Source organism: Veillonella sp. (assembly GCF_032470285.1).
Lineage (GTDB): Bacteria > Bacillota > Negativicutes > Veillonellales > Veillonellaceae > Veillonella.
Genome location: NZ_JAWEKP010000005.1, coordinates 121,128 through 135,625, shown reverse-complemented (window position 1 = coordinate 135,625; position 14,498 = coordinate 121,128). Strand labels below are relative to the sequence as shown.

General features: G+C 38.8%; 13 protein-coding genes. 12 read left to right on the top strand and 1 reads right to left on the bottom strand.

What is annotated here, in order from left to right; all coding sequences use genetic code 11:
- The first annotated feature begins 50 nt into the window (after positions 1-50).
- The 12 genes from E7B10_RS07585 to E7B10_RS07530 all read left to right on the top strand — a co-directional run bounded on the left by E7B10_RS07585 (position 51) and on the right by E7B10_RS07530 (position 12,973).
- Complete coding sequence (locus E7B10_RS07585) at positions 51-1,808, top strand: 1-deoxy-D-xylulose-5-phosphate synthase (protein WP_316055555.1); 1,758 nt, start codon at positions 51-53, stop codon at positions 1,806-1,808.
- Positions 1,809-2,137: 329 nt separating this feature from the next.
- A complete protein-coding gene (locus tag E7B10_RS07580; RefSeq protein ID WP_021147750.1) occupies positions 2,138-2,824 on the top strand; it encodes a carboxymuconolactone decarboxylase family protein in 687 nt (228 codons plus the stop codon).
- A 201-nt stretch (positions 2,825-3,025) separates the two neighbouring features.
- Positions 3,026-3,685: a tRNA (guanosine(46)-N7)-methyltransferase TrmB gene (trmB, locus tag E7B10_RS07575; protein ID WP_227065516.1), complete on the top strand. Its 660-nt coding sequence runs from the start codon at positions 3,026-3,028 to the stop codon at positions 3,683-3,685.
- 1 nt (position 3,686) lies between these two features.
- Entirely contained in the window at positions 3,687-5,012 is a 1,326-nt protein-coding gene (locus E7B10_RS07570) for a putative peptidoglycan glycosyltransferase FtsW (RefSeq protein WP_316055554.1), read from the top strand.
- Between the two features lie 128 nt (positions 5,013-5,140).
- The gene (uraA, locus tag E7B10_RS07565; protein WP_101928946.1) at positions 5,141-6,424 is read left to right on the top strand and encodes a uracil permease; all 1,284 of its coding nucleotides are present in this window, start codon (positions 5,141-5,143) and stop codon (positions 6,422-6,424) included.
- Between the two features lie 197 nt (positions 6,425-6,621).
- On the top strand, positions 6,622-7,086 hold the full coding sequence (locus E7B10_RS07560; protein WP_004693763.1) for an NfeD family protein: 465 nt from the start codon (positions 6,622-6,624) through the stop codon (positions 7,084-7,086).
- A gap of 36 nt (positions 7,087-7,122) precedes the next feature.
- Entirely contained in the window at positions 7,123-8,079 is a 957-nt protein-coding gene (floA, locus tag E7B10_RS07555) for a flotillin-like protein FloA (RefSeq protein WP_004693762.1), read from the top strand.
- Between the two features lie 8 nt (positions 8,080-8,087).
- Complete coding sequence (locus E7B10_RS07550) at positions 8,088-8,744, top strand: hypothetical protein (protein ID WP_287511242.1); 657 nt, start codon at positions 8,088-8,090, stop codon at positions 8,742-8,744.
- Between the two features lie 252 nt (positions 8,745-8,996).
- A complete protein-coding gene (locus tag E7B10_RS07545; RefSeq protein WP_287509537.1) occupies positions 8,997-9,728 on the top strand; it encodes a sortase in 732 nt (243 codons plus the stop codon).
- A gap of 54 nt (positions 9,729-9,782) precedes the next feature.
- Positions 9,783-10,721, top strand: coding sequence for a hypothetical protein (locus E7B10_RS07540; RefSeq protein ID WP_287511241.1), 939 nt, complete (start codon positions 9,783-9,785; stop codon positions 10,719-10,721).
- A gap of 148 nt (positions 10,722-10,869) precedes the next feature.
- Entirely contained in the window at positions 10,870-11,463 is a 594-nt protein-coding gene (locus E7B10_RS07535; RefSeq protein WP_008602839.1) for a DNA glycosylase, read from the top strand.
- A gap of 223 nt (positions 11,464-11,686) precedes the next feature.
- Positions 11,687-12,973, top strand: a complete 1,287-nt coding sequence (locus tag E7B10_RS07530; RefSeq protein ID WP_323727139.1) for an MFS transporter — start codon at positions 11,687-11,689, stop codon at positions 12,971-12,973.
- 77 nt (positions 12,974-13,050) lie between these two features.
- Here the strand turns inward: E7B10_RS07530 and pepT are convergent, their stop codons facing one another.
- On the bottom strand, positions 13,051-14,274 hold the full coding sequence (pepT, locus tag E7B10_RS07525; RefSeq protein ID WP_287511240.1) for a peptidase T: 1,224 nt from the start codon (positions 14,272-14,274) through the stop codon (positions 13,051-13,053).
- Positions 14,275-14,498: the final 224 nt, after the last annotated feature.

The following is a 14,498-nucleotide window of genomic DNA, read 5'->3' as shown; positions in this document are numbered from 1 at the left end:
GTATAGTGATTGTAGTTGAAGTAATTAGAATTTGTATTGAAAGGATTACCATGAACTTAATTGATGTAAAATCTCCAGCCGATTTAAAAGGCTTATCTATTTCTGAATTAACAGATTTGACAGCACAAGCTCGTCAAGCTCTCATGACAAAGGTTTCTGAGCACGGCGGCCATTTTGGGCCACCTATGGGTGCAGCAGAAATGATTATGGCCTTGCACTATGTATTTAATTCTCCTGTAGATAAAATCGTATATGATGTATCCCATCAATCGTATGTACATAAAATGGTTACAGGACGTGCCTTAGCATTTTTAGATCACGACCATTATGATGATGTAACAGGCTATACGGACCCAACTGAAAGTGAGCATGATTTCTTTAACATTGGTCATACCTCTACATCGATCTCGTTAGCATCTGGTCTGGCTACTGCTCGAAATCTAAAGGGAGACTCTGAAAATATTATTGCCATCATTGGTGATGGTTCTTTATCTGGTGGGGAAGCCTTTGAAGGTCTTGATTATGCCGCAACATTAAACAGTAATATGATTATTATCGCCAACGATAATGACCAATCCATTGCAGAAAATCATGGTGGTTTGTATCGTGGCCTTCGTGAATTGCGCGAGTCTAATGGTGAAAGCCCTAACAATATTTTCAAGGCTCTTGGTTTAGATTATCGCTTCGTAGCAGATGGCAATGATTTGGAAACCTTGATTGATGTATTTAAGGACGTAAAAGATATTGATCATCCAATCGTGTTACATATAGTTACGCAAAAAGGTAAGGGCTATGCTATTGCAGAGCAAAATAAAGAAGCTTTCCATTGGACAATGCCCTTTGATTTAGAAACAGGCAAACCAAAAGAGGAAGATCATGGCCCAACTTATGCTGGTACCATTGCTAATTACTTGATGGAACAAATTAAAGTAGATCCAACTGTGGTAGCTATTAATGCAGGCACACCAGGTGGCTTTGGTTTTACTCCAGAATGGCGCAAGGTGGCAGGAAAACAATACATCGACGTAGGTATTGCAGAAGAACATGCCATCGCTATGAGTTCTGGTATCGCTAAAAATGGTGGTAAACCAGTATTTAATGTATATAGTACCTTTCTACAACGTACCTATGACCAATTGGTACAAGATCTTTGTGTAAATAACAATAGTGCTGTTATTATCAATCACTATGCCTCCGTGTATGGTATGAACGATGTAACTCATTTAGGGTTCTTTGATATTCCTATGCTTACTAGCATTCCTAATTTAGTATACTTAGCACCTACTAATAATGAAGAATTGTTAGCTATGACCGAGTATGGAGTTCATCAACATGAGCATCCTGTAGCAATTCGTGTTCCTGTAGGTGAATTTACATCTACTGGTGTAGCCGATACGACTGATTACAGTATTTTAAATAAATCTGAAGTGACTCGTCGTGGTGAACGCATTGCCTTATTAGGTCTTGGTAATTTCTATCATCTAGCTAATCAAGTGGCCGATGAATTGGCTAAAGACGGTATCAATGCAACTGTAGTAAACCCTAAATTTGCATCTGGCCTTGATGAAGAACTACTAGAAGAATTGAAAGCAAATCATTCTGTAGTATTTACGTTAGAAGATGGTGTAGTTGAAGGCGGTTGGGGCCAGCGTGTAGCTAGTTTTTATGGACCATCTAACATGCGTGTTAAGAACTATGGTATTGCTAAAGAATTTCACGATCGTTATGATGCAACTGAATTGTTACGAGAAAATGGCGTTTCTTTAGAACAAATTGTGACTGATGCAAAACAAGTTTTATCTGTTTAGTTTGATAAAATATTAAATAAATAATTCTTTGTAAATACAGTAGAAATCTGGAATTGGCAGATTTCTACTGTGTTATTTTTTTATTTGTTCAATTTCATTCTATAATTAAGTGTGGTTTATAAATATATAATTTTTATAGATAAATATATATAATTTATTAAAAGATTATAGATTTTTTTCGAATAGGACTATAAAAATTAGATGAAGTATTATATAATAATATCTACAGTATGTATTACAGTAGAACAGTAAAATAAATCCATTGATAATATACGCTACTATTGCAGTATTATACAATTAGTATTAATGATAAGGGAGATTGTAAGACTTTGAAAAGAGTATTAACCTTAACATTAGCCGTGGCCATCGTTGCCGGTGGCTATATGTTTGAGGCTAATGGGGCGGGAGAACAACCTTCTAAACAGGCACCATCTATATCTGAGATAAATATATATACGCCAAAAGAGCTTAATGCACGTCAAAAAGACTTGGTTGAAATCGGCCGCTATACTGCGTCTGGTGATCAAGGTGCATTAAAGAGTGCAATTGCATCTGCTATTGAGCGAGGCACGTTGACGCCACAAGAGGTGAGTATTGCCATTCGTCAGCTTTACTCTGCTGCTGGCTTGAAACAAATGAATGCTGCTTTAGCTACATTTGATCAATTACGTGATGAACGCCCTGAGTTTGGCGATGAGTACGAAAAATTGGTACCAAAGCAAACAGGACTTAGTGCTTTATTGGGGAATGGCACTAATGGGGCACCTTTAACAAAGCCGAAAGCTGAGGAAACAAAAGAGGGGGTTCAATATAATACGTTCCGTATGAAAAAACCAAAACCTCAAAATCGTAATCGTTCACGTTTAGGTAAATTGGACCGTGAATTGGTCGCTGCGGCAGCACTAGGTACTCGAGTTGGTAAAAATAATCTTTTTACTGCAGCTGAAAAGAGTTTATCTGAACTTGGCCTAAGTCAATATCAAATTGAAAATTTAGAAGCTATGATTTTCCAATAAAATGTAGACCTACTTCTTTCGGAAGTAGGTCTTTTTTTATGGCTTCTACTTTCACAGTTTTAATGATTAGGGTTAAATCCATAGAATGTAATTGACGTTTAAGGTTCCCTTTTCTATAATTAATAAGATAGGTATATGACCTGTAATAATAAATATAAACAAATATAAATATATTATTAAAAATAGATGTAAGGAGAAAGTATGCGCCTTCGTAGAAAACCATGGATTGATGAAGCTATCCACGAATATGACTCTCACATCATTTTGTCTGGTCAAGAAGAGTTTAAAGGCAAGTGGCGTGAATTATTTGAACATCCTGAGTACCCATTATATATGGAACTAGGGACGGGGAAAGGTCGCTTTATTGCGGGGATGTCTGAAGCGTATCCAAATGCTAACTTCGTAGGTTTTGAAGTACAAATGGGTGTTATCTATTATGCAGCACAAAAAATCTTTGAAGGAGAGCGAAACAATGCAAAGGTCTCTCTATTTGATATTGCAGGTATCGAAGAGATAGTGGCACCTGGAGAAGTTGATCGTTTCTATATTAACTTCTGTGATCCTTGGCCTAAGGCTAAACATGCAAAACGCCGCCTTACATATCACACATTCCTCGATCGTTATGCCCGCCTTTTGAAAGAGGGTGGAGAAGTTCACTTTAAGACAGATAATGAAGGGTTGTTCATGTTCTCTCTTGAAGAGTTTAAAGCGTGTGGTTGGGAGCTTAAAAATGTAACGTATGATTTACATAGCACAGACCTTCCAAATGTAAAAACTGAGTATGAAGAGAAATTTAGTAAAAAAGGACAACCTATTTTTCGCTTAGAAGCAATTAAGCCAAAAGTTCAAAAGGAGGCTTAACATGCAAACACCGAATAAGGGGGATAGTCGGTGGGGCTCACTTTTTAAAAATGATTTACAAGGTATGCTCTTACCTATTCTTCTCATTACAATTATAGGCAGTGTAAATATCTTTAGTGCTACGTATATCAGCTCTATCTATGAAAATACGGGATTATTAGGATACTTTTTAAAACATATGACATTCTTGTTTTTGTCTATGGCGGCAGGTGTTATATTGTATCGTTACGATTACCGTCAGTTACAGAAGCCTCACATGTTGCAAAGAATTATGATTGCTACACTAATTGGTATGATTTTGGTTCTTGTGATTGGTGCAGTCATTAATGGTGCACGTCGTTGGATTGTTATTGGGCCTGTATCGATTCAACCTTCAGAATTTGCGAAATTGGCTGCCTTGATATGGACGTCCGCTAAATTGAGTACCATGCGGAAATGGGGAAAACCAAAGCATACTAACCCTCTCATTAATTTACAAGGTTATTTTAGTGAACGTATAAGTTATATGTTGCCAATGTTAATATGGCCAATTATATTTGCAGGCTTAACAATCTTGCAACCAGATATGGGTACGACCGTATTGATTTTTGGTTTTTCCTTTGTGCTCATTTACTTAGCGGGCTTTGATGGAAAATTCTTTGGCGGAGCTTTTGTGATAGCTGGATTTCTTGGCTTTATTGCAGCTCGTATGTCGCCATATCGCTGGGAACGTATTCAATCTTGGTTTGATCCTTGGCCTCATGCGCAGGATATGGGGTATCAAACAGTTCAAGGGCTGTTGGCCGTAGGTTCTGGCGGTATTTTAGGCGAAGGCTTTATGCAAGGTACATCAAAGTATTTTTACTTACCAGAAGCACATACAGACTTTGCTTTTGCTGTATGGGCCCAAGAAATGGGTTTCATTGGTGCAGTGTTTGTTGTCGTTCTGATTGCAGCTTTTACCTATTTTGGGTTCCGCATTTCTAATAAGGCTCGTGATGAATTCGGGAAATGGTTAGCAATGGGCATAACATTGCTTATCAGTGGTCAGGCCTTGTTTAACATCGCCATGGTATGCGGTATCATGCCTGTAACAGGGGTACCATTACCGTTTGTTAGTTATGGGGGCTCTTCATTATTGATGAATTTCATGGCTATTGGGTTGTTGGCAAGCATTGGTCGTCGTAATGTAGAAGGGGTAAAACAAGTTGGTACAGCTGAACCATTACCATCTTTGCGTGAAGAAACACAAAGTCGTTTCAAGCCTGCTGCTACGACGCGTATTAATAAGACAAATATGCCTGGACCGTTTAAACCACGGCCTTCTAAAAAGTCGACTCGTAGATAGATTAAATTTGAACGTTAATATCTAACGTATGTATCATAAGATGAATCTGTTTGTGTAAATTCATAGAGTATATTTAAGGACTGTACTATATGAACTTAGCATCGTTATATTGTGTGTGAGGAGAAACGATGAAAGATTATATTGATATTCAAGAACGCCCATCATGGGGCCGAATGTTACCACTTAGTTTTCAACATTTATTTGCCATGTTTGGCTCTACTGTATTGGTACCGTATTTATTAAAAGTAGACCCTGCAACAGCATTGTTTATGAATGGTATTGGTACATTATTGTACTTATTTGTGTGTAAGGGTAAGATTCCTGCATATCTTGGTTCCAGCTTTGCTTTTATTGCGCCTGTAGCAGGTGTGTTATCTGCAGGTCTTGGTTATGAAGCGGCAAAAGGGGCCTTTGTTGTATTTGGTCTATCTTTTGTAATTTTATCTGTTCTCGTCCGTTATATTGGTACGCGTTGGATTGATAAATTATTCCCACCAGCGGCAATGGGTGCTATCGTAGCGATTATCGGCTTAGAATTAGCGCCAGTAGCGATGAGTATGTCTGGCCTTATCGGTAATCAAGATTTAGGCATGAGTCATAGCCAAGCTGTTATTATCTCTATGTTTTCCTTAGTTGTTACCTTGCTTGGAACTGTTGTGTTCCGTGGTTTCTTAGCTGTTATTCCTGTTCTTATCGGTGTTGTCTCCGGTTATGTATTGTCTGCTGTGATGGGAGTTGTTGACTTCTCTGGTGTAGAAGCTGCTCCTTGGCTTTCCTTGCCTCAGTTCTACGGCATGCCTGTATTTGATATCAATGCGATTATTATGATTATGCCAGCCCTCTTTGTAGTATTTGCAGAGCATGTTGGTCATTTAGTTGTTACTAGTAATATCGTCGCTAAAGACTTGATGAAAGAGCCAGGTCTACAAAGATCCTTGCTTGGTGATGGTCTTGCAAATATTCTCTCTGGTTTCTTTGGTGCGACACCAAATACGACATATGGTGAAAACATTGGCGTACTTGCCATTACTCGTTGTTTTAGCGTATGGGTAATTGGCGGTGCTGCAGTTCTTGCGATGATCATATCCTTTGTTGGTAAAGTGGCAGCACTTATTCATGCTATCCCAGTACCTGTTATGGGTGGGGTTTCCATCCTCTTGTTCGGCATTATCGCAGCATCTGGGTTGCGTATGCTTGTAGAACGTAAGGTAGATTATACAAACCCTGTTAATATGATTCTTACATCTGTTATCCTTGTGGTAGGTCTTAGCGGTGCAGAACTTGCGGTTGGACCTGTAGTGTTAAAAGGGATGGGTCTTGCTACGGTAGTAGGTATGGCGATGAGCATTTGTTTGTTGATCCTTCAAAAAACAGGCATTGGCAATGACCAATTGAAAAAAACAGAAGTATAACCTTATACGACTTCGAGCTCTTGGCGTAGAACCTTGAGATTAAAGTGAATTGACTTGTATTCAATATAATAAATGACTACTGAATCAGATTGTATCTGTGAAAGTAGTCGTTTTTGTTTAGTATCTTTATAATTTATCTTCAATATTGTATAATAAACATATAAGTTGTATAAAATTAATTTTAGAGAGGAGGGCCTATGGAGTTTTTAATATGGATGGCTATCGGTGTTTCTTTGATGGCTGTAGAACTCGTAGTACCAGGCGGTATTTTAGGTCTTATCGGTTATTGCGCATTCCTATGGGGCGTTTATGTAGCTCTTGGGGAAGGTACGGTAGCATTGTATGCTGTGCTAGGATTAACAGCCTTGTTAATTGTCATTATCATCGTGTTCTTTAATCACTTTGAAAAGACGTGGATAGGCAAATTGTTTACCTTAGGGCAACGGTCTACGACAAAAGCCGGTTATGTATCTAATGATGTATTAGAAGATTTGGCTGGCAAGGAAGGTGTAGCTCATACAACACTACGCCCTGCAGGTATTGCTAAGATTAATGGTAATTTGGTAGATGTTGTAACCGAAGGTGACTTCATCGATGCCGGTTCACCTATTGTGGTCCTTCGAGTCGTAGGTGGTCGCAATATTGTTAGAAAGCGAGATTAAGCTTTCACAACATCGTCGTAAATCATGGAGGTTATTATGGATGTAGGTATTTTAATTTTGATTCCCATTCTGCTGATTGGTATTATGGTATTTTTATATGTTGTGCCATTAGGCCTTTGGGTATCTGCTTTAGCAGCGGGCGTTAATGTTGGTATCTTTACACTTGTAGGTATGCGCTTGCGTCGCGTAAACCCGTCTCAAATTGTAATGCCGTTGATTAAAGCTAATAAAGCGGGGCTTGATGTGAATGTAAATCAGTTGGAAGCGCATTACCTTGCAGGTGGTGACGTTGACCGCGTTGTGGATGCTTTGATTGCCGCTGAACGGGCATCTATTCCGTTGACTTTTGAACGTTCCGCAGCTATCGACCTCGCCGGTCGTGATGTATTGGAAGCAGTTCAAATGTCCGTTAATCCTAAAGTGATTGAAACTCCAATTATTTCTGCGGTAGCAAAAAATGGTATCGAATTGAAAGTTCGTGCTCGTGTTACTGTACGTGCGAATATCGATCGCCTCGTTGGTGGTGCTGGTGAAGCCACAATTATTGCCCGTGTAGGTGAAGGTATCGTAACGACTGTAGGTTCCTCTGAAGAACATACAGATGTATTGGAAAATCCAGATCACATTTCCCGTACTGTATTGGGTAAAGGCCTTGATGCGGGTACTGCATTCGAGATCTTGTCCATCGATATTGCTGACGTAGATGTGGGACGTAACATCGGTGCTCAATTGCAAACTGACCAAGCGGAAGCAGATAAGAAAATTGCTCAAGCTCGTGCCGAAGAACGCCGTGCAATGGCGGTTGCGACAGAACAAGAAATGCGTGCTAAAACACAAGACATGCAAGCTAAGGTTGTGGAAGCACAAGCTGAAGTTCCTAAAGCATTGGCAGAGGCTTTCAGAAACGGTAATCTAGGTGTTATGGATTACTATAATATGAACAATATTATTGCAGACACTAAAATGCGTGAAAACTTAGCAGATGGTGAATAGGAGTAGCTATGGACTCTATTTTGTCTTCAGTGCTATCCATCTTTTCGCATAATCCAATCTTTGTTTTAGGTATCATTGCGTACATTGCTTTTTCCATTATAAAAAATAAGAATACTGAAGAGTCTGAAGAGTATGATGAGTATGAAAGCTCTGGTGGCGGAACTTGGGAAGATATGGAGCGCGAATATGGCATCTCCATAGAACGCAAGGTAGATGAACCATCTATGGATGATTTATCTAAGGTTGATGACCTTTATGGGGACTCTTATGAAGATAAACCGATTGTAAATCAGCAACGAGAAGCTCCATCGCAAACTATGGAGGACATACATTTCAATGAAGAGGCTGCAGCAGCTCAACGAGATATTGAAGCCTTATCAATGAAAAGTTCCAGTAGCACTCCGAGTTATACTACCAGTAAGACTCGCTTAGATAGAGAAGCTGTTACGGGACCGACCTTAAGTGAAAGACTAGCTGAGTTTAAACGAGATAAAGCAGCTAAAGAGGGACAAGTTCTTGTTGAAAATGTAGGCATTACAACTGCGCCTACTGCTCTAGCTGCGACTTCAACTCGTGGGCGTAAATCTAATCATGCTTTAAAAGAGGGCATGAAATGGTCCATCATTTTAAGTAAACCTAAAGCTCTTGAACGTAGATACCGTTAATGAAGCAATCTATTTATAAGCGTATAAACTAATTATGGTTTTATTAGAACATAAATAATAACGGATTGTGCACTGATGTGGTATAGCAACCATACTGTCACATATCATAATGTGGGTCATATAATTACATATTGAAAGAGGTTCCTATTGGTCACCTATGTGACTATTAGGAACCTCTTTTTTATTGTTTTTTCCTAGTGAAACTTTCACAATAATAGGGGAAGGAGTTCGTTTATAAGGAAGGGCAAAATTATGTATCGAAATGTGCGTGTTATACCAAAACAGTTGTTGCACCAATTATATATAGAGAAACAATGGAGCGTTCGCGATGTGGCGGATTATTTTCAATGTAGTGTTGATACCATCATGCGGCGTATGAAAGCGTACGATATCGAACGGAGGCCTCTGAAGAAAGAAATCAATATGGTTCATGTACAAGCTTTGTATGAGACCGGTAAGTGGTCGCTCCATTCATTAGCAAAGCGTTATGATGTGTCTATTACGACGATGGCGAATCGCTTGAAGGAATATGGATTGGTTTGTCAGCAATCAAATAAAAACGTCTCTATAGATGTAGTACGTATATGTAGGGCTTATAAAAGTGGAAATAGTACAGATGCTATTGCTCGTATGTATGGTATATCGCGATGGAAAGTTCACCATGTATTGCGGCATATGGGAAATTGCTTACTTCCTAAAGCGCGAAAGCCTATGCGCGTAGAGGAGATGGCTTATTTATATATTCATCATCACATGAGTACAGATGACATTGGATTGGCTTATGGGATACGTGGTTCTACAGTGGCAATGTATTTGCGAGAGCAAGGTATAGAAATAAGGGCAAATACTCTTGATCTAGACGAAAATAAGATTAAAAAACTCCGTGCACAAGGTTATGGAGTTGCAAAGATTGCACAGGTGATGGGATGCTCTACCTCTGCTGTGCGAAAGCGTCTAGCTATGAAAAAATATATCTCTCCTTGATGTAGTGTGGTAGATACTATATACTTAAATTTATACAATGATGGGAGGAATATTATGCTCGAAATTATATCTGCTTTAACACCGTTTTTATTACTGGGCTTAGTGGCTGCTGGCTTATCTCGCCTTTCTGGAGTAGCCTTATCAATGGTTGTAGTACCAACCTTATTGATTTGGGGTGCCACTGCGGTTGACGTAATCGCTTTTATGTTGCTTTTTGTGGTGTACAACAACTTCACTATGGAAACACAAGATATTCGTTTAGATTATAAAGATCTTGCCTTATTCCCTAAATGGCGCCTGTGCATTCCCTTCATTTTGAGTTTGGTGAGTGCCTTCTTTGTTCCTGCTGCAGGCATTGCCGTTTTTATGGCTTGCTTTGTTTTAGAGTTATTGGCTACTGTGTATAAACGCATTCCTGAAAATAAACGGCCTCGTTTACAGCGTGTAATAGTGGCATCGATTTTGAGTGCCGTTGTAACAGCTGTAGGCGCCTATATAGGTCCTAAAATTCCTAGTGAATTCTACTTTGTCTGTGTAGGCTTAGCCATTTTAATCGTTACGGACTTTGCATGGTATGCCGGCAAGCATAGAGATGCTTTTAGAAGCGCATGGGATAGCATTTGGGCTGGTTTTAATATATTCTTAGGCATGTTTGGCGTAGAGGCTTCATATTATCCAGCTGCACTAACGCGATCTATTCCAAATCCAATGGATCGCATGTTGCCTATGGTTACTGTAGTAGGTGGCTATGCAGGCCTTATGGTAGTATTCGGCTTTTATAACATTTTTTCTATACCGTCTTTGATTACAGCTATTGGTGCTACTATAGGGATACGCCTCTTTGGTATGTATGAATTTCCTCGGAATGGCAGTTTCTCTTATTTGGCAATCGGTTTTGCCGTGGCTGCTGTAATTTGCTTGTATCTCGTATCTCCGACACCAGTTGGTTTTGATCATATTAATACCTTAGTTTCTCAACCAATTGGCCAATAATAATAGATAATGTAAGTCTATTGATATATTTTAATAAGTTCTTTAGTTGCTTTCACCTAGGAGCTAATTGGATTATAATGTGTGATATATCTCATATATTGTATTGAAAATTAAGTTCATATTAGAATGTGAAAGGAGTTGATGCTATATGGCAGAAACAATTGAAACAAGACCATTCCCTCCATTCTTACCAAAGAAGGCAACAGTCATGATGATGGGCACATTTCCTCCAGAACAATCAAAACGTGCTATGGAATTCCATTATCCAAATTTCCAAAATGATATGTGGCGTGTTTTTGGCCTCGTATTCTTTGATGAAAAGGATCATTTTAGAAATGGTGAGGAAAAAGCGATGGATCCTGAGAAGATTAAAGCCTTTTTGTCTGAAGCTGGAATTGCATCTTGTCCTACTGTTTTGAAAGCTATTCGCGAAAAAGGGAATGCATCTGATGCATTTCTTAAGGTCGTTGAACCAGTTCCACTTGCGGACGTACTGGAGCAAATCCCTGACTGTAAGCATATTGGTACAACAGGCGGCAAGGCTACGGAGATTTTATTGAGCCTTTTACCAGAAAAGGTTAAATTACCTAAAACTGGTGAAACAATTCCTTTTGTATTTAATGGTCGGGAATTGACATTGACACGTTTGCCATCTACATCACGTGCCTATCCGTTGAGCCTACCGAAAAAGGCTGAAGCGTACAAGAATTTCTTCAAAGCTTGTGGTCTAAAAACAAAATAAATATTTAAAGTAGCACCTTTAATAGTTGGCTTTGAGTCTTTTGGTCTCATCTGTCGCTATTGAAGGTGTTTTTATATCGTAAAAATATATGAGGTATTAAAATGGAAATTAATGCATATTTATTGTGAATATGTAGTTTATTATAAATAAAATTGATGAGATATATAATATTTTAATTCTTGTTTTTTATAATGAGAGGTTTATAATTAACCGTTGTCGCAAACTGGTTGACAATAATTTAAAAAATGGAGTTGATAATATGGATAAGGCTAAGGAGGCCTTGTGGACAAAATCCTTTGTCCTTGATACTTTGATTAATTTCTTAGTATTTTTAATTTATTATTTATTAATCGTTATTATTGCGGTTGTAGCAAAAGATAATCTTCATGCTACGGCTAGTCAAGCGGGACTTGCTGTTGGTATATATATTATTGGCACCGTTGTAGCCCGTTTGTTGGCAGGGCGGTTTATCAGTATCCTAGGGTGTCGCAAGATGCTCTATTTAGGGTTATTGATTTACTTGATTTCAACGGCTATGTATTTCTACACACCTAATTTACTAATGCTTGATAGTGTTCGTTTCTTAAATGGTTTTGCTTATGGTATTACATCTACTGCTACAAGTACTATCATTGCTGCTATTATTCCTACGTCACGCCGTGGGGAAGGGATTAACTATTATGGCTTATCTACCTCTCTTGCCGCTGCAGTAGGGCCATTCTTAGGTATCTTGATGCTTCATAGTCTTGGTTATGATTTTATCATCGCATTCTGTGTTGCACTTATCATCCTTTGCGGTATTGGCTCTGTCATCATGAAATTTAATGAACCTAAACTTGGTATCGAATCAGAAGCACATAAGGGTATTAGAATCTCGGACTACATTGAACCACGGATGAATTCAATCAGTCTTGTTTCTATTCTAGTCGGCTTTGCCTACTCTGGTGTTATTGGCTTTATGGCAGCCTACACAAAAGACCTAGATCTTATTATGGCGGGCACCTTCTTCTTTGTTGTATATGCTGTAGTTATTACTATAACAAGACCATTGCTTGGTATTGTGTTTGATATGAAGGGTGAAAACTTCGTTCTTTATCCTTGTTTTGTATCCTTAGCACTTGGTATTTTCTTATTATCCATCGCCCACTCTACATGGCTTGTGCTTTTATCGGCTGTGTTTGTTGGCCTTGGATATGGTACATTTATGTCCAACGGACAAGCTGTTACTGTTAAAATAGTACCTGTTCATCGTATTGGTGTTGCCACATCCACATACTTCATTGCCTTGGACATGGGGCTAGGCTTTGGCCCCTATATTTTAGGCGCTGTTAAAGAGGTTGTAGGTTATACTAGTATGTTCCATGTAAGCGTTGTTGTGGCGCTCCTTGCACTAGTTGCTTATTATTTATTATATGGTCGTTATGTGGGGACTGAAAGAGATCTTTCTTTAAAAGCTCGCGCTGAAGAGGAAGAAATTAGAAATCGTAAGCGTAATAATAAGCTTGCGTAATATGTAAATTAAAAGGACTATACGAACCTAGGCTCGTATAGTCCTTTTTGTTATCTACTACTGCTTTGCTAATGCTATTATTTTTCAATATTTACAATATTAACGATAACTTCAACCGCTTTTTTCATATCATCGATACATGCAAATTCATGACGGCCATGTAGGTTTTCTACACCTGTAAAAATATTGGGTGTAGGAATGCCCATGAAGGAGATTTTGGATCCATCTGTGCCACCGCGAATAGGATCACAAATAGGTGTAATCCCAGCTTTTTCCATAGCTGCTTTGGCTACATTTACACATTCCATATTATCTTTGATGATATCGTACATGTTGTAGTATTGGTCTTTTACAGATACTTCACATACTTCACGACCATATATTTCGTTCAATGTTTGACCTGCTTGTAAGAAGAATGCTTTTTTGGCTTCGAATAGTTCTTTGTCATGGTCGCGGATAATGTAGTTCATTTTACCGGTATCTACTTGTGTTTCCATGCTCATGAGCATAAAGAAACCTTGGCGCCCACAGGTGTACTCAGGAACAGCTGCTCCTGGTAATAAAGCGTCAAATTGCATAGCTAGTTTAGCACAGTTGATCATAATGCCCTTGGCTGTGCCTGTGTGAACAGAAACACCTTTCAGGATAACGGTACCGCCTGCGGCATTAAAGGTTTCGTATTCGAGTTGACCTAGGCTTTCACCATCAATAGTGTAAGCATAGTCTACAGGGAATTGTTTAACATCGAAGTGGTCTGCGCCAGTACCGATTTCTTCGTCTGGACCGAAAGCACACATGATTCTACCATGTTTAATTTCTGGATGAGCTACGAGATAGGCGAGAGCTTCCATGATTTCACAGATTCCAGCCTTGTCGTCACCACCGAGGAGTGTTAAACCGTCAGTTACAACTAAGGACTTTCCAATGTAATTTTTTAGATTTGGAAAGTCGGCACGTCGGGTGAAGATTTGGTGTTCTTCGTTGAGGCAAATATCACTACCATCATAGTTTTCTACGATACGAGGTTTAATATTTTCTGCATTATAATCAGCTGTATCCATATGGGCAATGAAGCCGATGGAAGGAGCTTTCTCATCAGTGTTAGCATGTAATGTGCCGATGATAAAACCATTTTCACGATTATAAATAACCTCATCTAAACCTATTGCCTTTAAATCGGGAACGAGCACATTCGTAGCAAAGTCTACTTGAGTTTGAGTACTAGGAATGGTTGTACTTTCCTCATTAGACCGTGTATTTATGCTCGTATAGCGTACAAAACGTTCGACCATTGATTCCATAATGAGCCTCCTCGTAAGTAAACATACGTGTTATACAGGGCAGTATACGATACCGTTACATAATAATAGAGATTCTTAATATACTTTCATTGTAGAACAGGGACGCCAAAAATGCAAAATAATTATTTATAGGGGGTGTATTGTTTTATTCGCATAGTGCATAGAAAACCATTGAACCATGTGTAGTACCGTGTTAGTATAAAGGTGAATAGTTATACGTTTGT